This is a genomic window from Streptomyces hundungensis, from assembly GCF_003627815.1.
Taxonomy (GTDB): domain Bacteria; phylum Actinomycetota; class Actinomycetes; order Streptomycetales; family Streptomycetaceae; genus Streptomyces; species Streptomyces hundungensis_A.
The window spans coordinates 222240-245378 of record NZ_CP032698.1; the positions used below are offsets into that span (position 1 = coordinate 222240).

24 protein-coding genes and 4 pseudogenes are annotated in these 23139 nt (G+C 69.0%); 10 read left to right on the top strand and 18 right to left on the bottom strand.

Translation table 11 applies throughout. From position 1 onward, the window contains the following. Positions 1 to 2: 2 nt before the first annotated feature. Together DWB77_RS01120 and DWB77_RS01125 are read left to right on the top strand one after the other, a co-directional pair. Complete coding sequence (locus DWB77_RS01120; RefSeq protein ID WP_342777899.1) at positions 3 to 299, top strand: DUF3817 domain-containing protein; 297 nt, start codon at positions 3 to 5, stop codon at positions 297 to 299. Continuing rightward, on the top strand, positions 296 to 745 hold the full coding sequence (locus DWB77_RS01125) for a DUF6010 family protein (RefSeq protein WP_120719472.1): 450 nt from the start codon (positions 296 to 298) through the stop codon (positions 743 to 745). The genes DWB77_RS01120 and DWB77_RS01125 overlap by 4 nt, the downstream gene beginning before the upstream one ends. Before the next feature lie 271 nt (positions 746 to 1016). On the opposite strand, the gene DWB77_RS01130 is transcribed toward DWB77_RS01125, so the two are convergent. The 4 genes from DWB77_RS01130 to DWB77_RS01145 all read right to left on the bottom strand — a co-directional run bounded on the left by DWB77_RS01130 (position 1017) and on the right by DWB77_RS01145 (position 5754). After that, entirely contained in the window at positions 1017 to 1850 is an 834-nt protein-coding gene (locus tag DWB77_RS01130; RefSeq protein WP_120719473.1) for an alpha/beta fold hydrolase, read from the bottom strand. A gap of 350 nt (positions 1851 to 2200) precedes the next feature. Further along, the gene (locus DWB77_RS01135) at positions 2201 to 3331 is read right to left on the bottom strand and encodes an alcohol dehydrogenase catalytic domain-containing protein (protein WP_120719474.1); all 1131 of its coding nucleotides are present in this window, start codon (positions 3329 to 3331) and stop codon (positions 2201 to 2203) included. Between the two features lie 116 nt (positions 3332 to 3447). After that, the gene (locus DWB77_RS01140) at positions 3448 to 4434 is read right to left on the bottom strand and encodes a hypothetical protein (RefSeq protein ID WP_120719475.1); all 987 of its coding nucleotides are present in this window, start codon (positions 4432 to 4434) and stop codon (positions 3448 to 3450) included. Between the two features lie 81 nt (positions 4435 to 4515). After that, a complete protein-coding gene (locus tag DWB77_RS01145) occupies positions 4516 to 5754 on the bottom strand; it encodes a multidrug effflux MFS transporter (protein WP_342778028.1) in 1239 nt (412 codons plus the stop codon). A 62-nt stretch (positions 5755 to 5816) separates the two neighbouring features. Here DWB77_RS01145 and DWB77_RS01150 point away from each other — a divergent pair, with 62 nt between their 5' ends. Both DWB77_RS01150 and DWB77_RS01155 read left to right on the top strand, forming a co-directional pair. Next, positions 5817 to 6308, top strand: coding sequence for a MarR family winged helix-turn-helix transcriptional regulator (locus tag DWB77_RS01150; RefSeq protein ID WP_120719477.1), 492 nt, complete (start codon positions 5817 to 5819; stop codon positions 6306 to 6308). A gap of 214 nt (positions 6309 to 6522) precedes the next feature. Further along, on the top strand, positions 6523 to 6885 hold the full coding sequence (locus tag DWB77_RS01155; RefSeq protein ID WP_246033332.1) for a hypothetical protein: 363 nt from the start codon (positions 6523 to 6525) through the stop codon (positions 6883 to 6885). A 15-nt stretch (positions 6886 to 6900) separates the two neighbouring features. On the opposite strand, the gene DWB77_RS01160 is transcribed toward DWB77_RS01155, so the two are convergent. The 5 genes from DWB77_RS01160 to DWB77_RS01180 form a co-directional block, all read right to left on the bottom strand. Then, positions 6901 to 7832, bottom strand: a protein-coding gene (locus tag DWB77_RS01160; protein WP_428985093.1) for an IS5 family transposase whose coding sequence is annotated in 2 segments (ribosomal slippage) — positions 6901 to 7452 and positions 7455 to 7832 — 930 coding nt in all. Because the reading frame shifts where the segments join, the coding sequence is not laid out codon by codon here. 60 nt (positions 7833 to 7892) lie between these two features. After that, on the bottom strand, positions 7893 to 9143 hold the full coding sequence (locus tag DWB77_RS01165; protein ID WP_246033334.1) for an acyltransferase family protein: 1251 nt from the start codon (positions 9141 to 9143) through the stop codon (positions 7893 to 7895). A 113-nt stretch (positions 9144 to 9256) separates the two neighbouring features. After that, the gene (locus tag DWB77_RS01170; RefSeq protein WP_120719478.1) at positions 9257 to 10159 is read right to left on the bottom strand and encodes a hypothetical protein; all 903 of its coding nucleotides are present in this window, start codon (positions 10157 to 10159) and stop codon (positions 9257 to 9259) included. After that, positions 10156 to 10494: a PadR family transcriptional regulator gene (locus DWB77_RS01175; protein ID WP_120719479.1), complete on the bottom strand. Its 339-nt coding sequence runs from the start codon at positions 10492 to 10494 to the stop codon at positions 10156 to 10158. Before DWB77_RS01175 ends, DWB77_RS01170 begins: the two co-directional genes overlap by 4 nt. A gap of 34 nt (positions 10495 to 10528) precedes the next feature. Further along, entirely contained in the window at positions 10529 to 10726 is a 198-nt protein-coding gene (locus tag DWB77_RS01180) for a hypothetical protein (RefSeq protein ID WP_120719480.1), read from the bottom strand. A gap of 277 nt (positions 10727 to 11003) precedes the next feature. Here DWB77_RS01180 and DWB77_RS01185 point away from each other — a divergent pair, with 277 nt between their 5' ends. Then, complete coding sequence (locus tag DWB77_RS01185) at positions 11004 to 12218, top strand: IS110 family transposase (RefSeq protein WP_120719316.1); 1215 nt, start codon at positions 11004 to 11006, stop codon at positions 12216 to 12218. Between the two features lie 476 nt (positions 12219 to 12694). Here DWB77_RS01185 and DWB77_RS38570 read toward each other — a convergent pair whose 3' ends face one another. Together DWB77_RS38570 and DWB77_RS39415 are read right to left on the bottom strand one after the other, a co-directional pair. Then, positions 12695 to 12877: a DUF6228 family protein gene (locus tag DWB77_RS38570; RefSeq protein WP_246033799.1), complete on the bottom strand. Its 183-nt coding sequence runs from the start codon at positions 12875 to 12877 to the stop codon at positions 12695 to 12697. Beyond that, positions 12838 to 13158, bottom strand: coding sequence for a DUF6228 family protein (locus DWB77_RS39415; protein ID WP_342777900.1), 321 nt, complete (start codon positions 13156 to 13158; stop codon positions 12838 to 12840). Before DWB77_RS39415 ends, DWB77_RS38570 begins: the two co-directional genes overlap by 40 nt. Before the next feature lie 242 nt (positions 13159 to 13400). Here DWB77_RS39415 and DWB77_RS01195 point away from each other — a divergent pair, with 242 nt between their 5' ends. Further along, entirely contained in the window at positions 13401 to 14414 is a 1014-nt protein-coding gene (locus tag DWB77_RS01195) for an NADPH:quinone reductase (protein WP_120719481.1), read from the top strand. 21 nt (positions 14415 to 14435) lie between these two features. Then, the gene (locus tag DWB77_RS01200; RefSeq protein ID WP_120719482.1) at positions 14436 to 14834 is read left to right on the top strand and encodes a nuclear transport factor 2 family protein; all 399 of its coding nucleotides are present in this window, start codon (positions 14436 to 14438) and stop codon (positions 14832 to 14834) included. A 285-nt stretch (positions 14835 to 15119) separates the two neighbouring features. Here DWB77_RS01200 and DWB77_RS01205 read toward each other — a convergent pair. The 4 genes and pseudogenes from DWB77_RS01205 to DWB77_RS01215 all read right to left on the bottom strand — a co-directional run. After that, positions 15120 to 15698 (bottom strand): annotated as a pseudogene (locus DWB77_RS01205) (hydrolase); the annotation flags it as partial. Positions 15699 to 15789: 91 nt separating this feature from the next. Beyond that, a complete protein-coding gene (locus DWB77_RS38575; RefSeq protein ID WP_246033335.1) occupies positions 15790 to 16116 on the bottom strand; it encodes a hypothetical protein in 327 nt (108 codons plus the stop codon). 6 nt (positions 16117 to 16122) lie between these two features. Beyond that, positions 16123 to 16794 carry an MFS transporter gene (locus tag DWB77_RS38580; protein ID WP_246033336.1) on the bottom strand — a complete coding sequence of 224 codons (672 nt, stop codon included), beginning with the start codon at positions 16792 to 16794 and terminating at the stop codon, positions 16123 to 16125. Positions 16795 to 17165: 371 nt separating this feature from the next. Further along, positions 17166 to 17948, bottom strand: a pseudogene (locus DWB77_RS01215) (molybdopterin-binding oxidoreductase); the annotation flags it as partial. Between the two features lie 227 nt (positions 17949 to 18175). On the opposite strand from DWB77_RS01215, the gene DWB77_RS01220 reads away from it, so the two are divergent. The 3 genes and pseudogenes from DWB77_RS01220 to DWB77_RS37450 all read left to right on the top strand — a co-directional run bounded on the left by DWB77_RS01220 (position 18176) and on the right by DWB77_RS37450 (position 19489). Beyond that, complete coding sequence (locus DWB77_RS01220; protein ID WP_246033337.1) at positions 18176 to 18751, top strand: anti-sigma factor; 576 nt, start codon at positions 18176 to 18178, stop codon at positions 18749 to 18751. Between the two features lie 42 nt (positions 18752 to 18793). Continuing rightward, positions 18794 to 19334 (top strand): annotated as a pseudogene (locus tag DWB77_RS38585) (carbonic anhydrase). A gap of 5 nt (positions 19335 to 19339) precedes the next feature. Continuing rightward, the gene (locus DWB77_RS37450; protein WP_162952319.1) at positions 19340 to 19489 is read left to right on the top strand and encodes a hypothetical protein; all 150 of its coding nucleotides are present in this window, start codon (positions 19340 to 19342) and stop codon (positions 19487 to 19489) included. Between the two features lie 220 nt (positions 19490 to 19709). On the opposite strand, the gene DWB77_RS01230 is transcribed toward DWB77_RS37450, so the two are convergent. The 3 genes and pseudogenes from DWB77_RS01230 to DWB77_RS01235 all read right to left on the bottom strand — a co-directional run bounded on the left by DWB77_RS01230 (position 19710) and on the right by DWB77_RS01235 (position 22929). Then, positions 19710 to 21665, bottom strand: a complete 1956-nt coding sequence (locus DWB77_RS01230; RefSeq protein WP_120719485.1) for an APC family permease — start codon at positions 21663 to 21665, stop codon at positions 19710 to 19712. Between the two features lie 450 nt (positions 21666 to 22115). Next, a pseudogene (locus DWB77_RS38590) lies at positions 22116 to 22309 on the bottom strand (DNA primase); the annotation flags it as partial. A 179-nt stretch (positions 22310 to 22488) separates the two neighbouring features. Continuing rightward, positions 22489 to 22929 carry a hypothetical protein gene (locus DWB77_RS01235; RefSeq protein WP_120719486.1) on the bottom strand — a complete coding sequence of 147 codons (441 nt, stop codon included), beginning with the start codon at positions 22927 to 22929 and terminating at the stop codon, positions 22489 to 22491. Positions 22930 to 23139 lie beyond the last annotated feature (210 nt).

Here is a 23139-nt window from a genome sequence, read left to right on the forward strand (position 1 = left end):
CCATGCGCGCGCGGTCTCCGCTGCATCTACACACCGCGGCTCACGCCGAGTTGATCTCCCTGGTCGTGATGCTGACCAACGTGTTGACCGTCCACCTCAAACCCATCTCATCCCTGCTGGGACCCATCCACGGCTGTGCCTACCTATTTGTTGTGATCAGGGCCTGGCGTCTCCAACAGACCTCGACCAGGGCCAAGTTCTCGGCCCTCGTACCGGGCGCCGGCGGACTGCTCTTCCTGCGACAGCTCGACCGTGGCGGTTCGGTCCGACCTCAAGAGGAAGAAGCCATCCCCTCATGAACCTCGTGTCACCAGTGATCGTCGCCATCGTCTATTGCTTGCTGATGTCACGGATCGAAGAGCCGCACCGACGTCGTTTCAACGCGATCATGGTGGGTGGAGCCGGCGCGGCCTATCTGAGCGGAGGTGGGTTCGGCCCGTGGGAGGTTCCGTACGTCGCACTCATGGCGTACGTCGCCCATCGCGGCCTGGACTCATGGACGTTCATCGGCGTCGGGTGGCTGCTCCACACGGCCTGGGACATCGCCCACCACATCAAGGGCCATCCGATTTTGCCGTTCTACCACGACTCGTCCCTGGCCTGCGCCATCTGTGATCCGGTCATCGCCCTGTGGTGCTTCCGCGGAGGTCCTCGCCCGCTCGCCCTCGTCCGCCGCATGTTCGGGTCGGGGCGACCTGGCCGGACAGCAGACCAGGCACATGGTCGCGTTTCCGCCCCCTCATGATCGGCCCTCACCGACACCTACGCGGTCACATCGAGAGCCGTTGACGACTTGGTCAAGGGGCGGGACCTTGCTCGATCCCCGCCGATCGGACCGGCACCTCCCCAACTACGCCTACTTGCAAGGCAGTTGGCGTCACTACAGGCTCACCTCGGTCCACTGACCCCAAGCCGTCACACCTGCCGGGGTTGGGAATCAGGCCCGACAACAGACCGTGATCGCGACGGAGGCCGTAGGAATGGGACACCTGAAGAATTGCGGATACCCGCCTTTCTCACCCCGCAGCGAGACGCGGAGGCGGTGCCGGAGCGGAGGCGAAGTCCAATAGCAGCCGGCCCACCGGCCCGGGTGCTTCCAGCATGGGCATGTGTCCGACGCCCGCCAGCATCTCGATCCGCACATCCGGCACGACCTCGTACTGGCGCGCCGACGCGGGAGCCCACCGGGGATCGGCAGCGCCGAAGACGACGAGCACGGGAAGTCGGAGGGTCGCGAGCCGCTCGGGCACGGACCGCGCAACGAAGTACTCGGTGTTCTTACGCAGCACCTCCCGGACCACGCGGTACGTGGTGTTCCGCAGGTCGGCGACCATGCGGGGCGGGATGGGCGCAGGCCCGGCGAGCGTGGCGCCGATCGTTTTGCGGATCAGCGCGTCCGTGCGTCGCCGCCACAGCAACGGTCCCAGCGGGGGCGCCAGCATGGCGCGGAGGATGGCCGGCTGCGGCAGGAGGGCGTCGAGACGCGGACCGGTGCTGACCATCGCCAGTGAACGCACGAGGTCGGGGCGCTGCTCGGCGAGCGCGGTGGCGACGTATCCGCCGCTGGAATGGCCGACCACGGTCACGTGCCGCAGTCCGAGTTCGTCGAGCAGCGCCGCCACGCGGCTCGCTTGCGCCGGGACGTCGTAGGACGTGGCGGGCGGGGACTGACCGCAGCCGGGGAGGTCCACGCGAACGACATGGTGGCGGGCCGCGAGGGCCGGGACCACCGGCTCCCAAGAGGCGCCCGAGGCCCCCGATCCGTGGATGAGCAGCATCGGTGGCGCGTGCCGGGGTCCGTCACGGTCCACATGCATCGGCTGCGCGTGCTGTGCGTCGTTGTCCTTCATAGGGCGATGGTGCGGGGGCGATGGCTGCCGGTCTTGTACGAATGTCGCTGACGCCCCGTCTTGCACGAATGTCATTGACGGCCCTCCCCCCTTCCTCACGCCCGTCGCGCGCCCCTGACGTACGCCTCAACATCCCTTATTGCCTGGGCAGTTGGAGGGGGAAAGGAACAGCGCCAGAGCCCGCCCCGCGAAGGCGAACTCCGGATCACCCTGTCCTCCCCGACCCCCCTTACGGAATGTCGCACACGCCAAGTCCTGTCACCGTCGAGGCCGGGCAGGGAGCTTGGCCCCCTCGGGTGGTTCGGCCAGGTGCCTACCCCACCGTCGGCTGCGCTCCAAGCTGGTGAAGGTCAGGACCTCTGCTGGGGCGCTTCAGAGGGATTGATGACAGCCATCCACATGGGCTCGGTACGTGTCTGCAACATGTGCAGGGCGGACCGGACTTCGGTGAGCGGGTAGCGGTGGGTGATCAGGTTCTCGGCCTGGAGGAGACCGGTCTCCATCAGGCGCAGGACCTCGTGGACGTCTGAGCGGGTGCACGAGCGAGTGCCCACGAGACGCCAGCAGTTGGTCATCAGGGTGAGGGCGGGGAACGGGCAGGGGGTCGGGTTTCCGCCCATGTGGACCATGGTCGCGCCCGGGGCGAGGGCGGCGGTCGCCTGCCAGGTGGTGGGGCCGTCGGGTGTGTAGTCGAGAACGGCGTCGGCGCCCTGAGGCAGCAGGTGGCGCAGCCGAGTGGTGAGGCCGGACTCGGTGGTCCAGTCGGTGTCCAGCTCTTCCAGGGCGACGGTGTCGGTGGGCAGGGCGCCGGCGAGCCGGCTGACCGCGTCCAGGCGTGCGCGGGAGCGGCCGACGAGGATCAGCCGGGCTATGCCGAAGTAGGGGGCGAGCTTGATGGTGGCGGTGCCCATGGTGCCGGTGGCGGCGGTGACGACCAGGGTGGAGCCGGGGCGCAGTGCGGCGAGTTTCAGTGCGCGCAGGGCGTTGGCGAGGTCGTGGACCTTGGCGCCCAGGTCGAAGGAGACGTTGTCGGGCAGCGGATCGAGCAGCCAATGGGGTACGCGGATGTATTCGGCCAGGCCGCCGTCGTGGTAGCGCTCGTACAGAGGCATGGGGGCGGGGCCGAAGGCGGCGTGGCCGATCATGGCCTGCTGAGCGCACAGCATGTCGCGGTCGGTGGTGCAGGCCGCGCAGGTACGGCAGTTGAGCTGGGGATGGACGCGGATCCGCTGTCCTGGTGCCCAGCCGTTTGCCTGTGCCTCGGAACCGACGGTGGTGATGGTCCCGGCGGCCTCGTGGCCCAGGACGGTGGGCAGGTGACGGAAGGCCCCACGGGACAGGAGGGTCAGCATGCCCGGGGCGAGCCCGGCGGCGGCGACGCGGACCAGGACGTCCTGCGCTCCGAGTTCGGGGATGGGAAGGGTCTCCAGATGGATCTCGGCGGATCCGGCGTGGGCGGTGACGGCCTGCATGGTGGACATGGGGTCTGGCTCCCGGTATGTCGATGGTCGGTGCGACGGCACGGCGTCGCAGGGATGTGAGGCGCGGGCGTGGAAGGTCGCGCTTGCCGTTCCTCGGGTGACGTGGTGGTCCTGGGTCAGTGCGCGATGAGTTCGCGTACCAGACGAGAGGTGAGGGGTTCGGCGGTGCGGGCGGCGGGTGCGACGCGGGGCACCGGGCGGTGGGAGAGCAGGGTGAGGTGGCGGGCCGGTGCCTCGGCGATGCTGGTGTGGGCGACGCCCAGAGGGATGCGCACGCAGTCCCCCGGGGAGAGTTCGAGGGCGCCGCGCTGGGTGAGCAGGATCCGCCGCCCGCTGATCTGGTACTGGATCTCGTCGGCGTCCAGGGTGCGGGTGTACGCCCGCTGGACGGGGGTGGCGGACAGGCTGGCGACGCCGAGCCGAAAGGCTTCGCCCCGGTAGAGCCACGCGGTGGTGGCCGGGGCCGGATCCGGGCGCAGCACGGTCAGACGTTCGGGCTCGTTGTGCACTTGTTCCAGCAGGAGGCGTTCGTCGCTGGGGTGGGCGGCGACGTCGTGTCCCGGGGTGCCCAGGCACTGGGTGGTGACTTCGGTGACGGTTGCGGCCTGCCAGGTGTCGAAGGGCGGGAAGAGGGGCTGGGAGACGCGGTGGGCGGCGTGTTCTTCGGTGACGGGCGCGGGTGTGTAGAAGAGCAGGTGACTCTCCTTGCGGCCGTAGTTGTCGTGCGCGACGCCACGGGAGATGCGGGAGAAGTCGCCGGGCTGTAGCTCGACGGTGCCCAGTTCCGTCATGAGGGTGCGCTCGCCAGCGATCTGGTACGACATCTCGTCCACATCGCAGTTGCGGTGATAGAAGGGCTGCCGGTTGTCCATGGTCTGCCATTCGACCCGCAGTTGGTCGTTCTCGTAGAGGCCCCGCGGCGGCGCGAACGGCTGGGACGCGTACTGCTGCGGAAAGTGCACGGTCTCCAGCGGAGGCTGGTCGGTCCACAACTTCATTGGTCCGGGGACCGGTTCGGCGAGCAGGAGCTCTTCGTCGCGCCGGATCGTGCGCAGGGGCTGCTCTTGGCCGAGCAGGCGGAGGGTTTCGGTCACCACGGCCATGACGGGCTCCTAGGTGTCGGAAGGCAAGGAAACTGGGCGGGGCAGGCGAGAGGTGCGGGGGTACCGCACGGCGGGGGTTGTTCAGCGGGTCTGGCTGGGAATTCGGCGCTGCGGTGCTGCCGCGCGCCGGGCGATGCGGGCGCCGACCGCGGTGACGACGGCCGCGCCGGTCATGACGCAGGCCATCGCCAGGGCCGGGTCGGCGTCCCCGAGGCCGACCAGCGGGGTGACGAGGGCGCCGGTGGCGAACTGGGTGGCTCCCAGGAGTGCCGATGCCGAGCCGCTGGCACCGGACTGACCGGACATGGCCAGCGTCGTGCAGCAGGGCGCAGCGAAGCCGAAGGCGGCGATCTGCACCACCAGGGGTATCAGGAACACCGCGAGCGGCGCCCCGGCCCAGGCCCCGGCCAGCACCCCGGTGCCGCCCAGGACGAGGACGACGGTCGCCACGGAGAGGATGCGCTGGGGGGTGGTGCGGCGGGCCAGGCGGCCGGTGGCCGTCCCGCCCGCCACCATGCATGCGGCGACGAGGGCGAAGACGGCACTGGCCGCAGTGGGTGTGAGGTCGTAGCGGCTCTGGAGGACGAAGGACGCACCGGCGATGTAGGCGAAGAGTATGGCGAAGAGCGCGCCGAGGGTCAGCGTGTAGGCCCGGAAGGTGCGGTTGCCCAGCAGGCGGCCGTAGGCGCGGAAGAGGTCGGAGGGGCCGGTGTTGGTCCGCTCTTCGGGCGGCAAGGTCTCCGGCATCGAGCGCACCGACCACCAGGCCAGTACGGCACCGACCAGCGCAAGAGCGCCGAACAGGCCGTGCCAGGAGGAGACGCGCAGCAGCCCGCCGCCAAGAACGGGGGCGCAGACCGGGGCGATCCCCATGACCAGGGAGAGCGTTCCGAAGAGCTGGGCGAGTCGGCTGCCGGAGTACAGGTCGCGGGCGATGGCCCGGCCCAGCACCGGTCCGGCCGCACCTGCGAGGCCCTGGAGGAACCGAAGAATGGTCAGCACCTCCAGCGAGGTCGCCAGAGCACAGCCCAGGGAGGCCAGGGCGAAGACGAACAGGCCGGCAAGGAGGGGTCGTCGACGCCCCAGAACGTCGGAGAGCGAGCCCAGGAGCAATTGACCCGCTGCCAGCCCGGCGACATTCGCGGACAAGGTGACCCCCACCGCCGCCGGACTCGTCTCGAGCGAGGACGCGATGACAGGCAGGGCCGGGACGTACAGATCGATCGCCATGGGAGCCATGGCGCACAACAGGCCGAGCAGCAGAACGGGCGGACCCTGACGCCGGCGGAAGGGCACGGGAGAGGACACCGGAGGAACCACCAAACTTGTAAGCTGGCTTACAAGCTAGAGCTTTATAAGCTAACTGACAAGTGGTGTCGCCCATGAATACGTCCGGCAGTTCCTCCACCTCCGCGGCCGAAGCCGCCGCAACGGCCCCCGAGCCGTCCACCGGCTACCTCGTCTGGCAGCTCGGGCACGCCCTCGGCGCCCGGCTCGAACGAGCCCTGCGCGAGCTGGATCTCACGCTCGCCCAGCACAACGCCCTTCAGCACGCCCTCCATCGCCCGGGCGTCACCAGCGCCGAATCCGCCCGGCGCACGGGCATGACCGCGCAGTCCATGGGCAGCGCGGTCGCCGACCTGACCGAGCGGGGACTCCTGGAACGCCGTCCTCACCCCACCAACCGGCGCATGATCGGCCTGCACCCCACCGAGGCCGGCGCCCGGCTCGCTGCCCGCGCGCAGACGGTGGTCGAGAACGTCAACGCCGAGGCGCTCACCGTCCTGACACCCCCGGAACAGGCCACCGCCCACCTGCTCCTGCACCGCCTGGTAGCGCACCTCAACCCCGACGCCCTGCGCATGCCGTCCTAGGCACCGCGCGCCAGGCGGACTGCGGTCTCCTGCTTCCAGGCAGGCGCACGACGCGTCTGCCCGGAGCTGACGTCACGGGAGGAGCGGGCCGACGATCGACAAGCTCAGGCCAAGTGGCCCGGCTGGCAGCCGAATTGGGGCGCCAAATGGCTAGGAGCTGTCCGGTCGATCACAGAGCTCCTCAAGGGGATGGACCTGCCATGCGAGGGGTGTCATGATCACGCTGGCGTCGGGCGTGGGCCCGACCCTGCAGGGAGCGACCGTGAAGCTGTACCTCGCCATACCTCTTGTGCTGATGGCGTTGCTCATCGCAGCCTCCGGCATTGCTGCCGTTTCCCGTGGATGGGTGCTCCCCATGAACCGGCGCCATGTCCGTGCTCCCCAGCTCTACGGCTGGGGGCAGCTCGTGGTGGCCTTCGCGCTGTGCTGGCAGCTGGTGTTCGGACTGGTGATCAGCGACTCCGGCACGCGACCGACAGGGACGCTGATCGGTGGCGTGATTCTCCTGGTTGGCCTCGTAGTCATGATGGTTGGCCAGCTCGCCGGTGGGAACGGCAAGGGCAGGAACACACCGTAGGTCTCGCCCGGGCACTCATGTTCGGAGCCAGATGACGAGGGCTGCTGCGGTTGCGGTTCCGAGGAAGACGTAGCCGCGCTTGTCGTAGCGGGTGGCCACGGCTCTGGCGTGCTTGAGCCGGTTGATCGCCCGTTCGACGGTGTTGCGTTTCTTGTACCGTTCTTCATCGAAGCCAGGTGGCCGTCCGCCGCATGACCCTTTGCGCAGGCGGGCGGCCTGGCTGTCGGTCTTCTCCGGAATCGTGTGCCGGATGCCCCGGCGCCGCAGGTACTCGCGGCACGGGCCGTTGCTGTAACCCTTGTCCGCCGCGAGGCTGTCAGGCTTCCTGCGCGGCCTGCCCGACCCGATCCGCGGGACGCGGATCTTCTCCAACACGGGCTTGAACTGCGTGCAGTCCGCCCGCTGTCCCGGTGTGACGATGAGGGAAAGCGGGCGGCAGCGGCCGTCTGCGCTCAGGTGGAGCTTGGTGGTGAACCCGCCCCGCGAGCGGCCCAGGCCCTCACCTCCTGCACCACCTCCACCAGGCGGGCGACGAGGCTCTGCCACGGCGTTTCGCCCTGGTGTTCTGCCGCTGCGTCCCCCTTTGAGGCGGGAGCCGGCGGTGGTTCGGTGCGGGCGCCAGCGGCGTGCTGATGCGCCCGCACGATGGTGGAGTCAACCGAGATGTCCCAGTCGATCTCTCCGACCGCATCGGCCTCGGCCTGGACCTGCTGGAGCAGGCGTTCCCAGGTTCCGTCGGCCGACCACATGCGGTGGCGTTCATAGACCGTCTTCCACGGGCCGAACCGTTCGGGCAGGTCACGCCACTGAACGCCGGTCCGCACCCGGTGCAGAATCCCGTCGATCACCTGCCGATGGTCCCGCCACCTGCCACAACGCCTGTTGCTGACCGGAAGGAACGGTCGCAGCCGTTCCCACTCGGCATCCGTCAAATCGCCCCGCCCCATGTCCACATCAACGACACAGGCGCGGAGTAGTCACATGATCGACCGGACAGCTCCTAGAGCTCATCCTGCCCGTACTCCGCTCCCCGCGGCGGGCCGAGGCGACGTGGCTCCGCCGGTGGTCTTTCCCGGCCGGCCGGACCCGACGGGGGCCGGGTCGAGGGCGGCGGTGAGACGGCGGCGGACGACGCGGCCGAACCTCCGGTCGATCTGACGGTTCAGTACGGCGGCCAGCAGGAGGGAGCAGGAGAGGCCGACCGCGATCGACGGGAGCAGTCCGAGTACGGGTACGGATTTGAGGATGCCCCGGGTGAGAGGTATGCCGAGGCTCTGGTGGACCAGGTAGAAGGGGTAGGTCAGGGCGCCCGCGTACACGAGGACGCGCCATTGGAGGTGACGCAGCGGCCCGCAGGCCAGGAGGAGCAGTAGCAAAAAACCGGTGAGGACGGCCGCGCTGGGCCCCCAGGTGGAGGTGGGGTGGCCGGCGACGCGATCCTGAAGGACGGTCAGGGTGTAGCACCAGGCGAAGCCGCCCAGCAGCCACAGCAGCAGGTTGGATCCGAAGCGGTGCATCAGGTAGAGCGCGATCCCGGTCACGAAGAGCCCGGCGTACTGGGTCAGCAGGAGCTCGTCGACGGCGGCGGAGTGCAGCTCCCGGCCGACGGAGGCCAGCACCAGCCACAGGAATCCGAAGGCCACGACGCGCCGGTAGGTCAGTCCGATCAGCAGCAGGGCGGCCATCAGCAGATAGAAGCGGGCCTCCACCCAGAGCGTCCAGGCGACGCCGGCGGTGAACTCCACGCCCAGCGGACGCGGGATCATCGTGAGGTTGCCGAGCGTGGTGCGCAGATCCGTGGGCGCGCCCGACCGTTGTCCGACGAGCACGGTGACGGCGCCCATCGCCACGATGAGCAGAACGACGGCCCAGTACAGCGGGAAGAGCCGCGCGATCCGTGAGACGGCGAACTGCGCAGGGGTGCGGTCCCAGCAACTCATGCAGATGACGAACCCGCTGATCAGGAAGAACGCCTCGACGCCGAGCCAGCCGTAGCCGCTGACCGCGTGCAGCAGCGGCGCGACTTGGGGCAGGTCGTAGTTCTCGCCCCAGAAACGAGGGGTGGGGGTGCCCACGTAGTGATAGGCCGCCACCCCGGCCGCGGCGAGCAACCGCAGCCCGTCGACGGCTGCGAGGCGCCCCGCCCCGCTCGAAGACGTACGGGACAGGCGCTGCCACGCGGCGCGCGGAAAACGGCGCATGCCGCTGCCGCGTTGGGGATCGGGCAGGGGCGGGGACGCCGACACGGGCGCGGGCATCGGGACTCCTGTCGCGGGGCGGCCGGGCAGGAAGTCGCGGCCACGGAGAGAGGGAGGACGTGAGGGGGAGAATGAGAGCGTGGGGCATGTCGGGGACGCCAACACACGCAGTTTCAGGCGGTGTTGATCCGGTCGGTGTCGTCACGTCGCCGCAGCCGCAGAACCACGGCGGTGATCGCGAGAGCGCCGACGATGGAGAGGAGTTCGTCGGGGTGCACCCACCCGGAGAACCACATGATGCCCATGAACGGGGTTGCGGCCAGGACGAGTTGACCGACGGTACGGACCGCGGTGAAGGCCTGACGGCCGGCGAGCGCCAAGGCTGCGACGATGGGGACGCCGAAGCGCCACGGGACGAACAGTCCGATCCCCAGCGGATCGATCACCACGATGGCCGCCACCAGGAGCACGGCCCACACGGCGAGCGCGAACACTCCCGCCGTTCGGCGCGCACGCGGGGACGGACGCAGATCGGGCGGGCAGGCCAGCGGAAGCGCGGCGAACAGGACCGGCACGAGGAGAAAGCCCGCGAACTCCCAGCGCACATCGGCCGGCGTGGGCCAGATCGGACTGAGGAAGCTCACTGAACTGGTCACCGTCCCGGTGACCGCGGCCAGCACGCCGGGGACGTAGCGTCCGGCCAGCGCGACCACAGCGCCGAGCAGAGTGAGCAGGTAGCCCGCTTTCATGAGCGTCAGAAGCGGACCGGCCTCACCCGCGGCTCCCACGGTCCACATGACGTACCAATCCCCCACGTCGCCAATGAGGTTGAACGCGGCGTACGCGGCCGTGGCGGCCAGAGCGAAGGGCGCGGCGGTCGCCATGAGGCCGCCTCCCGCATGCGCGGAGTTGATCCCGAGGCGCAGCCGCAGCGCATGTGCCGCGATGTCGGCGGCCTCGCGGAACCGGGCGCACGGCCCGGCGCCCGCCGTCGCCTCGCGATACGACTCGGCTATCTCATCGCCGAAGGCACGGCGGAAGCCGGCCGGGTACAGACGCAGCAGGAGAGGGTTCACGAGGTGGCCGCCTCACCGATCACGCCGAGGCGACGGGCGGCTTCGCGCGCGGTGGCGGCGATCCGCTCTACCTCGGCGGCCAGGGCCGTGCGCCCGGACGAGGTCAGGGTGTACGTGCGCCGCAGCCGGCTGTCCACCACTTCCTCGCTGTGCACCTCGATCATCCGCTGTTGCAAGAGACGCTCCAGCGCGCCGTACAACGTGCCGGTCCGCAACTTCACCCTCCCACCCGAGATGGCCTCCACCTCCCGCGCGATGGCGTAGCCATGGCGGGGCTGGTCCGCGAGAGCGGTGAGAAGAAGCAAGGTCGGTTCCTGCATGGCCCGATCAGTCATGACACCACTATATGTCACTCACCGACATATGAAGTCAGCCATACTCCGCCTTCAACCATGGCGGGAGGATCGAGGGCGACGGGCGCGGCTGGTCACCGTCCTCGCGGACCAGCCCCGCCTCGGTACGCCGCCGGTCGGGTGCTCGCGCGAACGCCGCGAAGGACATCGTGTGCGCGACATCGTGCCCGGCCCGTTGATCTCCGTCCCGGTCGGCCACTGGCGGCATCCGCATCAGTCCTCCCTCCCCCGTTATGTTTTTCGCGGTCCTGCAATGGGGCTGCTGGCCTCCGGGTCCGGTATGACTGTGTCCCCTCTGTCGAACGGATGACCTGGGGGGTGGTGTCGCCGGGCCTGGTAGGTGCCGCCGGAGACGCTGATGAGAGACCCGGCCACCGCCCGGTCCGGCGCAATGCCGGGCAGAGACGTGGGCGGCAGGTCTACATAACGTGGATGCGCGAGCACGGTGCCATTGCCGAGGCCGGCACGGTCAATCACCTGGGAAGGTTGCGATGTTAGACACCGAAGGCGTGGGCGTCTTCCTCGGGATGGACGTCGGCAAGACCGCCCACCACGGCCACGGGCTCACCCCGGCCGGGAAGAAGGTCTTCGACAAGCCGATGCCCAACAGCGAACCGAAACTGCGGGCCGTCTTCGACAAGCTCAAGGCCAAGTTCGGCACCGTCCTAGTGATCGTGGACCAGCCCGCCTCTATCGGCGCCCTGCCTCTGACCGTCGCCCGCGACGCGGGCTGCGAGGTCGCCTACCTGCCCGGACTCGCGATGCGGCGGATCGCCGACCTCTATCCAGGCGAGGCGAAGACCGACGCGAAGGACGCGGCGGTGATCGCGGACGCGGCCCGGACGATGCCTCACACTTTGCGTTCGCTGGAGCTGACCGACGAGATCACCGCCGAGCTCACGGTGCTGACCGGCTTCGACCAGGACCTCGCGGCCGAGGCCACCCGCACTTCGAACCGGATACGCGGTCTGCTGACCCAGTTCCACCCCAGCCTCGAGCGGGTCCTGGGCCCGCGGCTGGACCACCCCGCCGTCACCTGGCTCCTCGAGCGATACGGATCCCCGAACGCCCTGCGGAAAGCCGGCCGCCGCAGACTCGTCGAGGTGATCCGTCCCAAGGCCCCCCGCATGGCGGCCCGGCTGGTCGACGACGTCTTCGACGCCCTCGACGAACAGACCGTCGTGGTCCCGGGAACCGGCACCCTCGACGTGGTCATCCCGTCGCTGGCCCGCTCGCTCGCGGCGGTTCACGACCAGCGCCGGGCACTGGAAGCCCAGATCAGCACCCTTCTGGAGGCTCACCCTCTTCACCCGGTCCTGACCTCGATGCCCGGAGTCGGAGTCAGGACCGCCGCCGTCATCCTGGTCACCGTCGGCGACGGCACCGGTTTCCCCAGTGCCGCCCACCTCGCCTCCTACGCCGGCCTCGCTCCCACGACCAAGTCGTCAGGGACCTCGATCCACGGCGAACACGCACCACGAGGCGGAAACCGGCAGCTCAAACGCGCGATGTTCCTCTCCGCCTTCGCCTGCATGAACGCCGACCCGGCCTCCCGCGGCTACTACGACCGGCAAAGAGCCCGCGGCAAAACCCACACCCAAGCGCTCCTCCGCCTCGCCCGCCAACGCATCAGCGTCCTCTTCGCCATGCTCCGCGACGGAACCTTCTACGAATCCCGGACCCCCAGCGTCACTCTCGCCGCATGACCGCCCCAAACAGCCCCAAACCCGGCGCCACATCCTTGACGAAGGACATAGAGACACCCCCCCACTGTGACGTCCCTTCCCTCGACAACCGCCCTGGGCCCAGGGCCCCGTAGCGGTGACGTGTCGGGAGCCGGTCATCGGCCGGGACAGGTTCCCCGGTGTGATCCTCCTCGCCGATATGTGCCGGACCGCCGCCTGGACACCTGGACCAAGCCGACGTGCGTGCAGCTCCCGACCCGATCGCCCGTATGGCGCCCCGATCGCAGGACTCGACGGCCTCGGCCGCGGCACCCCGTGCGCTCGGGGTGGCCGTACAAGTGGCCGAGTGTCGCTCATGCGACGCTGCGGGACTGGCACACCCGTCCCGCACCACGGCCCATGATGTACGGCGCTGTGACGTCGGCATCGGCTTGGCGGTCGGCGTTACATCGCAGTCCGCCCACCCGTGCCCGGTGAGAGTCCAGACGAGCCGCAGATCAACCACGGCCGCCGTTTTGCTGTGTGAGGAAGCGTCGGACATCGGCCGCGAGGCCCGACATACGCTCGCCGGCGTCGAGCCAGGTCGTGACGCATGCCTCCCAACCACCGGCCGGACCTCTCCATGGGCGAAGTGTCCAGGTCAGCCCGACGTGTCCGCGGGAGCGGAGGACCGCGCTGATCGTGGGATCCCGGTGGTCGGTCTGCCAGACCCGCTACCCGTCCCAGCCGCGGAAGTCGGCAGCCAGTCCCTCCACGAAGGGCGCCAGGTCGGCCCCCAATTCCAGGCGACCACCTCGTCGACGCGCATGGTCAGCCTCGGCGCGGACGCTTCGATCGCGTACTGCACACGGTCCTCGTCGGGCCGGAAGGAATCGCAGAGCCGCACACTGACGGACCGGTTGTTCTGGCAGCGGACAGTTACGGCGGACGCCGTACCGAGGTAGGCGTCATGGGAGCTCATTGGTTGAACGGTAGATCACGCAAGGCCCCAACCGTCGCGCGGAGTACGCGTCGGGGAAACGTCCTGCATCGACCTGATCCGCGAGGCGGACCCTGACGCCCTCCGGATCCATGCCCCAGAATTCCAGGGCCACACCCGCGCAATGCCTGGAATACCTACGTCTGGGCGGAGGTTCGGGAAGTGTCCCCTGCGGCGCGCGTTCCCCCGGGCGGCAGCCCGCGGGGTGAGCGAAGGAGTGAGAGATGAAGTCCGTCATCCGGATGACCGCCGGCGGCCCCGAGGTGCTCCAATTCGTCGAGCGCCCCGTGCCCGAACCCGGCCCGGGTGAAGTTCGGGTCCGTATGCGCGTCTCGGGTGTCAACCCCACCGACTGGCGCAGCCGCAGACGTGCGTTGCCGCCGGGTGTGATCGAGCAGGTGCCCCACCAGGACGGCTCCGGAGTCATCGACGCTGTCGGTCCGCAGGTCGACCCGGCACGGGTCGGAAAGCGAGTGTGGATCTGGGAGGCCGCATGGGAGCGGCCCTGGGGAACGGCACAGCAGTACACGCTCGTGCCGGACCGGCACGCCGTCGACCTGCCCGACCATGCCTCGTTCGAACTCGGCGCCGCCCTGGGTATCCCGGCCCTGACCGCCCACCGCACGCTGACAGTTCATGACGGCGGACCAGGGCGTATCGCGCCCGGCACCCTGCGGGGCGCGACCGTACTGGTGGCAGGTGGCGCCGGAGCGGTCGGCAACGCGGCCATCCAGCTTGCCCGCTGGGCCGGAGCGCGTGTGATCAGCACGGTCAGCGGTCCCGCCAAAGGCGCCCTGGCGAGAGCGGCAGGCGCCCACCACGTGGTCGACTACCGCTCGCAGGACGCGACCACAGAGATCCTGGCCTTCGCCCCCGAAGGGGTCGACATCATCGTGGAGGTGTCCCCGGGCACCAACTCCGCCCTCGACATCTCCGTGGCCGCCCGCGGAGCTGTGGTGGCGTACTACGGGGGCGGCGAGGACGAGCGGCTCTCCATTCCGGTGCTCTCCTCGTTGGCGGCCAACCTGCGCTGGCAGAGCGTCTTCGTCTACACCGTGCCGCCTGCCGCGAAGCAGCAGGCTCTCACCGACGTCTCGGCAGCCGTGGACGAGTGCGCGTTGCGTGTGGGTGAGGAGGCGGGGATACCCCTGCACCGCTTCACGCTGGAGCGCACGGCTGAAGCACATGTCGCGCTCGAACGAGGCGTGGTCGGCAAGGTATTGATCGATATCCCGTGACCTGATCAGGAGACCCACACCATGACAGTCACCGCACACGCGACGGCCACACCCGCATGGGTCCTGAAATTCATGAACGCCATCGACACCCTGGAGTTCGACGACGGCTTCGCGCCGCTGACGGAGACCAGTGACATGTTCTTCGGTACCGAGCACCTCCACGGCATCGAGGCCATCAAGGCGTTCTTCGTCAAAATCGACGCTCCACTGATCATTACCCACGAAGTCCTGGAGTACTGGGCCGCGAGCGACGGCGTCCACCTGCTGCGCGGCGAGGCGACAATGGCCAAGAAGAGCGCACCGGACCGGGTGGTGCACGCCCCGTTCATGCACATCTTCTACCTGGACCAGGAAGAGCCGCCCCGCGTCCGTACCCTCCGCATCACCGCGGGCCCTTTGGAGACTGACGTCGTGATGTGACCAGGGCCTGGGGGGGCGATCGTCGCGGCTTCGACAGCGGGGACGGACGGCCCGAGCGGTGGCCGTCCCGCACACCGCGTGTGTTGCCCGGTCAATTCATCAGGCAGTTCCGACAGGGCGTCGCCCATCGGGCGCGGACCGCCGCCCACGGCCTGTCCGGCATGCCGCTTCGTCATCTGCTGCAACAACACGCCCTTACCGGCCAGTTGCAGACACTCCCGTCGGCCTATCCGAACAAGCGAAATGGGCGTCGCGGTCGACGGGGCGTCCGAGACCGGGCGGTGCTCAGTGCGTCGGGGCCAGCAGCTTCAGGACGTCGTCGGTCGTGCCCGTTTCCCCGAGGCGCGGGAAGATCCGCTCGACGCTGCCGCGGTGGCCCTCGGGGTCGAGGTCGGTCATGGCGTCGGTGACCAAGGTGACGTGGTAGCCGTGCTCGTGGGCGGCGCGGGCCGTGGACTCCACACCGATGCTGGTGGCGACGCCGGTGAGGACGATCTGCGTGACACCTCGGCGGCGCAGGTGCAGGTCGAGGTCGGTGCCGTAGAACGCGGACCAGTTGCGCTTGGTGACGGTGATGTCCTCGGGATGTCCGGCGAGCGCGTCGGTGATCTGGTCCCAACCCTCGGGCATGACACGGCCGCCGCTCGGTGTCCCGGTGCGGCCGGGCACGGCGTCAGAGTTGTCGGCGGCGAAGGTCACGCGCACGAGGACGACCGGCAGGCCAGCACCCCGGAAGGCGTCGGCGAGGCGCACGTTGCGGTCCACGACATCGGACATGGCGTGCGGGGCGACGGTGGCCCCCATGAGTCCGTTCTGGAGGTCGATGATGACGAGGGCGGTCTTGGGGTCGAGGGTGCTGAGGGCACAGTCAACTTCCTTGCGGGTGAGGGGTGTTGATGGGTGGGGGGTGTGTTGATGGGTGGGGGGAGTTGATGGGTGCCGAGCGGTACGAGGGTCAGTCCTGACCGACTCGGGACAGTGACCGGTCGGCCGCCGCCACCGCGAGCAGCAGCACGGACACGACGACGAGCATCCAGGCCAGTGCGTGCAGTCCGGCGGTGTCGGCAGCGCCCTTGAAGAACGCGGCGTTCGCGGCGGAGGCGAGCAGTGCGCCCAGGTAGGTGAACGTCCGCAGCAGCCCGGCGGAGGCGCCCGTGCGTTCCGGGTCGGCCTGGGCGTAGAGGGCGTTCTGGTTGGCGAGGCCGATGAGGCCCTGCGGGATGCCGAAGAGCGCGCCGAGGACGATGAGGAGCCAGGTCGGGCCGTCGTCCCCGAGACTCAACAGGGTTCAAACGCCGATGAGTTGGGCGGATCCACCCACGAAGAGCTTGCCCCGGACCTGGGCGTGGTGCCCGGTGAGGACGGTGACGCCGATGGCCATCAGGGACATCGGGAGCAGCAGGAGTCCGGCCCGTTCGGGGCCGAGGCCGCGACCTTCCTGGAGCCACTGGCTGTAGCCGTACATGAAGGCGTACGACACCGTATAGGCGAGGAGTTGGCGTGCGTACGTCGCGAGCAGCGGGGTGTTGCCACTCAGTACGCGCAGGTCGATGAACGGGCCGCCGCAGGCCAGCTCCCGGCGGACGAAGACCCCGCCCGCGAAGGCGCCGATCACCGGCAGATACCAGTGCGTGCGCCCCGGCGACGTAAGGAACAGCATGAACGCGGTGAGCGAGCCCGCGAACAGCAGCATGCCCGGCACGTCCGCCGACGGCGGGGCAACGTTCTCGTGGCCCGCCCTCACGCGCTTGGGCAGCCGCAGCGCGCCGAGCACGAGACAGGCGAGGGACAACGGAACGTTGATCGCGAAGATGAGGTGCCAGCCACCGAGGCCGATGAGTACGCCGCCCAGGGTCGGGCCGAAGACGGAGATGACCTGGTTGGACACCGACAGCGCAGCCAGGATGCCGCTCGGGCTCTTGATCCCGGTGCGCTCGGTCTCGGCGCGCAGCAGGTACATGGAGGCGGGGGTACGCGGCGGAGGTGCCGAAGCCCAGCAGCATTCCCGGTAGAAGATCTCATGGCCGTCGACCGATGATCTTCGGTTCGATCCTGAACCCGATCAACTCCTCGATGCATCTGCGAGGGCGGCACCCGAAGGCATGGCCGATCGGGACGAGCGCCACGGCGGCTACGTCTCGGCGTGCAAATGGCTCCAGGACCTGGAGCTCACCACCCGGGAGACGATCAGCACCCAGAAGCTCGGGCGAGCACGCCCAACAGGCCCGCGAAGCATCGCAGGTTCCGGACGCGTCGGGTTATGCCACTCACGCCTGCGTCACCTCGTCGAGCAGCGCGGCGGTCGAAGCCGACGTCGGTTCGTGTGTCTAAAGTGGCGTCGACCTTGGGGACCACCAGGGCGGTGTCGACCCGGTAGAAATCACCATTGGGGGTGAGGAACGGGCTGATGCCCGGGACGTGCAAGGCAGCACCGGATGGGATCGGCCGAGCCGCGGAGACGGGCCTCGGCAGCAGCACCTTGCCGCGGGAGGCGACCGCTCCTTCGCCCCGGGAGCCGTTCAACGACCTGCCGAGCAGGCCCGCGCCGGCCGACGCGGCGGCCGAGGCGCTCGCCGCGATGACGAACCCGCGCCGGTCCCAGCCGTCGGGCGCTGTGGCAGCTCGTCCATCGGGAGCGTCCTCAGGGCCTGGCGCGGCGTGACGGGGCGTGGTGAGGCGGCCGATCAGCAGATACAGCAGCGCCGCCCCCACCAGCGAACCGATCACTGACGGCAGCGCGTCGGCCGTGCTCGTGGAGTCGGGACGGCTGGTCGCTGCCAGCGCTCCCACGACACCGAACAGCAGCACTCCGGCAGCACCGATGCGGCGAAAGCGCAGCGCCAGCACCCCGAGCGCGAGGGCCAGCAGCGCAAGGACGGCGAGGATGCCGAGCTGGAGGACGAGTTTGTCGCTGGTCCCGAAGTGACGGATCGCCCAGTCCTTCAATGCGGGCGGCGTGCGGTCGATGGCCGCACCGCCCACCGCGATCACCGGTCCGGACTCCGGCCGCACCGCGGCCGAGACCAGCTCGGCGACTGCCAGGGCGGCCAGGCCGGCGAGCAGTCCGGACAGGGCTGCGAGCGGAAGGCGAATGCCTTTGCTCAGAGGTTTCATCACGGCTCCTATTCGGAGCCGATGGGCAGCGGGATTGGTCGCTCACTCCAACGAGTCGCGTCCCACCGGTGGCTGACGGCGCGCAACCAGCGTTCAGGCATGCATGACGCCAGGTCAACGGGCGGCTGCCGCTGCCGCATCGGCGCAGGACGACAGGTGTCCGTCCTCACGCTGGGGCTGCTCGACGTGCGACCCGGCGAGGCTCGCCGCCCGTTTCACCGAGTTGGGTGAGGCCCGCGCCGGCGAGCCGCTGCTCATCCCGCTACCGGCGCGGGTCGTCGCTACTGCCTTCCCCAGGACGAGCCGTACGTCGGCTCATCAGCTCGTCGCGATCGTGTCGGTCAGCGCTGTCCCTCCTGCTCGGTCCACAGCCCACTGGCGCGCGAGGGTGGGAACCCAGTTCATGTGGGCAACTCAAGGGCAACGCCACCGGCACTCTCATCGTCGCCCGCAACCGCGATCGGGCCGTCTTCCTCGCCACCGGTCTCTCCCGGCCCCCCGCGGGCAAGGTCTGTCAGCTCTGGTTCGATGACGCCGGCACCATGCGGCCGGCCGGCCTGATCAGCGCCACCCAAACCACCGAAGCGGTCCTGCTGTCCGGCCCCCTCGACCATGCCACCGCCATGGGCACCACCGTCGAGCCGACCGGCGGCTCCACCCAGCCCACCACCACCCCCTCGCCCTCATGCCCCTCCCCCGCGCATGAAGCGCGGCGCGGAACAAGAAGGCTCCCAAGCCTTCGCGTTCTGGTCCTGCGACGCTCCTGCTCCTCCCGGCAAACCGTCCTCTATCCCGGGGTCTGAGCGGGCTATGGCCTACGCCAGCGCCCCACATCCCATGCGCAGATGCCAACCCCCCAGGGCCGCTCCTGCGATGCTGCTGAGCGGGAACCAGCGGTTTGTGGCCGGCTCGGCGCACCACCCCAACCAGGACGCCGCCCGTCGTACGGACCTTGCACCCGGCCAGAACCCGTTCGCCGTACTCTTCGGTCGTGGTACTCGGGCACGAGGGCTGCCGCGCCGTCGCGGCCACCCGCTCTGCCGTGGAGGAGGGGACCACAGCGGTCGGCTACGTGCGCGACGTCATCGAGAAGGTAACGCCCAGCGTGCTGGCCTCACGTGCCGCGGGGACACCCAGCACGAGGACTTCATCGCCGAGCACATACGGCACAGCGTGAGCCTGCCGCCCGACCGTTCCCGAGTTCTCGCGGACGCGGTCGCAGCCGGAAGCACAGCCGTCGTCGACCCGTCCTACCGCGTGGCCGACGGTATGGACCGCCTGATCCCCGCACGCGGCATCGAGGCGTCGGCAAAAAGCAATCTGCGCGGCGCCCTGCAACGAATTCCATACGAGGCCCCATATACGGCTCAAGTCGCACGGAGGTGATGGCGATGACCAACGAAGAATTCCGGGCCCTCATGGCCCTTGCCCGCGAGGAAGCTCACCGTCTCGTCTTTCCGCCTCCCGTGCACGAACCAGGCGAAGACCTGGAGTTCGAACTGCGCACGCAGCACGCCGAGTTCGGCGCATCCGCTCACTGAGTCGGCGAAGTCGCCTTCGCCAAGAAGTCCGCGCCCTGTACGCCGTCGGCGTGCTGGGCTCTCGACGATCCGGGCGCAGCCCTCGAAGTCAGCGGGCTTCCGGTGGAAGGTCGTTTTCGCCGAAAGGTGCCACTCCCGGGGGCGAGCGGAGCGCAACTGCTCGCGCGTAGCCGGGACGCGGAGGACGTGACCTGTCGGGCTCCGCCCGGACGGCTTCGGTTCAGCCGACGTGGACGCGGGGTCGGCGGTCACGGTCGGGCTCTGCCTCGCGCAGGACCTCGCGGGTGACCGGGGCGATCTCGCCCTGGCCGAAGAGGAAGAAGCGGAGGAAGTTGGCGAACGGGCTCCCCTCAGTCCACTCGAAGTAGATGTGCGGGCGTGCGCCGGTGAGGTCGCGGGCGTGGAGGAGGAGGGCCGCCAAGGCGTTGGGCACCGAGGAGCTCTCCACGGTGAGGACGCGGTAGCGGTCGTGGAGTACCTCGCCGCGGACGGTGAGCCCCGCCTCGAACTCGGAGGGGTCGGTGATCGTCACCTCGACGAAGATGAAGTCCTCTGTCGTGGGGACGTCGTTGTCCGCGCGGATCTGCTCGACCTTGTCGCGGTATTCGGCTACATCTCGCTGGTCCGGCTCGTTGGCGATGAACCGGGGTGTGCGACGCGAGATGTCCTGGACGAGCCGCTCGGCCATCGGGTCGAGTTCGACATGCGTCACGCGCAGCTCGAAAGCCCGGCCAAGGCGGGAGAGGAGAGAGATCACCATGATGCCGGCGATGAAGCAGGCACCGATCTTCACACCGTCCGGGCGCTCGATGACGTTGACGACAGTGGTGTAGAGGAAGACGACGGAGATGATCCCGAAGCCGATCGTCCAGCCGCGCTGCTCGGCCTTGCGGGCGGCGATGGTCACGGCGATGGCGGCCGAACAGATGAGGACGAGGACACCGGTGGCGTAGGCGCCGCCCTGGGCGTCGACGTTGGCGTCGAAGAGCCAGGTCACCAGGAAGGCGATGAGGGTAAAGACGATGACCATGGGGCGCACGGCACGGGCCCAGTGCGGGGCCATGCCGTACTTGGGCAGGTAGCGGGGCATCAGGTTGAGCAGTCCGGCCATGGCGGAGGCGCCGGCGAACCACAGGATGCAGATGGTCGAGGCGTCGTAGACCGTGCCGAAGGCGCTGCCGAGGTTCTCGTGAGCCAGGTAGGCGAGGGCGCGGCCGTTGGCTCTGCCTCCGGGCTCGAACTCCTGGTGCGGGATGAGGACGGTGGTGATGAAGCTCGTGAGGATCAGGAACACGCTCATGATCAATGCGGCCGTGGTGAGGAGCTTCTTGGTGTCGCGGATGCGCCCCGCTGGGTTCGCCTCCGTGTCCTGTGCGTAGCCCTTGACGTGCGGCATGACCGCCACGCCCGTCTCGAAGCCCGACAGGCCGAGCGCGAGCTTGGGGAACACGACCAGCGCGACGCCGATCATGGCCAGCGGGTTGCCGTGCTCCGTACCCAAGGCAGCCGTCCAATCAGCGACGACATGGCCCTCGGTGATCACGTGCCACAGGCCGGTGACGACGACAACTACGTTCAGCGCCAGGTAGACGGCCACGAGTACAACGGCGACGCCGATCGCCTCCAGGAAGCCTTTCAAGAACACCGCGCCGAGCAGGGCCACCAGGATCATGGTGATGAGCACCTGCTTGTCGTGCAGAGCAGACTCCAGGTGCGGGTTCTCCACGAGGTGGGTGGAGGCGTCAGCCGCCGACAGGGTGATGGTGATCAGGAAGTCGGTGGCCGCGAAACCCAGCAGGGTCAGGACGAAGAGCTTGCCCTGCCAGAAGGAGAGCAGCCGGGAGAGCATCGCGATGGATCCCTCGCCGTGCGGGCTCTCCTCCGAGACCCGCCGGTATACAGGCAGCGCTCCCGCCAGGGTGACGATCACGAGCACGATCGTCGCGATGGGCGAGAGCAGGCCGGCGGCCAAAGCTGCGATGCCGGGCTGATAGCCGAGGGTCGAGAAGTAGTCGACACCGGTCAGGCACATCACCCGGTACCAGGGCTGGCCCTCATGGCCGGTCGCAGGCTCCGCTTCCTTGGGCCTGGAAGGCCGCCCCTTGCCCATGTCGGACAGCCCCTCCAGCATCCACGCGCGGAGCCTGCTTCCCTGCATCTCGGTCGTGGTGGCCATGACGTGCTCCTGAGCGCTCACTGGTAAGGGGATTCTCGGCCGTCCTCGTACGGCCGAGCCAGCGTATGCAGCCCGGATCTCCCGAGCTCAGGCGAGCGCATCAGGAAAGCGTCAAGATCCGCCCATCGGGCGTCGTCTTCCTCACATCGGGCTCTCGCACGTGCTCTACGGCACTCGACCTCTTCGTCTTGCCCCAGGCGCGCGCGTGGCCAAGGGGCGTCGAGGGCGAGCGCGCGGGCGCGGGGAGCAACTCGCATATTCGACCTGCGGGCGCGCGCGTCCTGGGCCGGTTGGTAGGCCGAATCCGGCCAGCACGGTGAGGGCCTCGGACGGGCATAGCCTGGCGGTGCAATCCCGAGCGACGCCGCGGGCCTTGACGGGTTTGAGGGCATGGCGGATTCGACTGGGTGTGAATTCGTGAGCGCTGGTCCGGGGCATCAACAGATCGCTGAGCCAGATGCCGCGCCAGAAGGCGTGGCCGCCGGGGACGACTTCGGCAGTGGTTGCCCACAAGCGAGAGTTTGTGCGTGGGGCTGAAGCTGAAGTATTTCTGGAGCGTGCGACGGGCGGTGAAGCGGTCACCACCGGTGAGCAGTTTGACGCGGGCCCTCGCACTTGTCGCGCGGCTTGTATCCGGAGCAGACGGCCGGAGCAGACGACGATGCGTCCCGTGACACTGCCCAGGACGGGGTGGCCACCGCAGCACACGAGTGCGTGATGGCCGCCCGTACAGAAGGTCCGGTCGGTCCCTCCGGATCACGCCGGTCAAGCGGCCACTAACCGGGGCGCGTTGGCGAGTCGGGCGGAACCGAGTGCAGCAGTGTTATCGCCGCTTCATCAGGGTGAGCGGCGTGGCGTTCTTGAACTTGCCGTCGTAGGAGACGCCACCGTGGATGGCGACGACTTCGCCGTCGTCGCTGCAACGGGGCTCGCCGGCGAAGAGGCCGTCCCAGAGCGGAACAGCCACACCCGCGGAACCGTCGATGTCGGCTACCAGGTAATTACCGCCGAGGCTCGCGGTCTTGTGGGTCTTGGTGTCGTAGGTGTACGCCTGCTCGGCGTTGCCGTCGAGGAAGCGGACGGTGATGTGGCGGTCTGCCTTGCCCTTCTCGTGCAGGATGCCGGTGAAGTTCCCGCTGTAGTCCTCCACCTTCGACCCACATCCGGAGGAGGGGTGGCTCGCGGCATGTGCGGGGGCGGCGATGACGAACGCGGCGGCGAGGGAGGCCACGCACAGGGCGGCGGCGCGCTTGACAGCAGACATGGATGTGCCTTTCGCGGGGCGGGGAGAGGACAGGAAGACGCGGGTGGCGTCCCGGCGGGAACTGTAGGGACTCACGCTAAGCAACCGGGATGAACACGCCGAGTAATCGAAAACTTGGAACGGGTGTGAGAAGCGGATCGCCAAAACAGGGCGCGTCACACGTGGCGTTGCGGTGTGTGGGGCTAACGGATCTGCTTCTCTGTGTCCGCG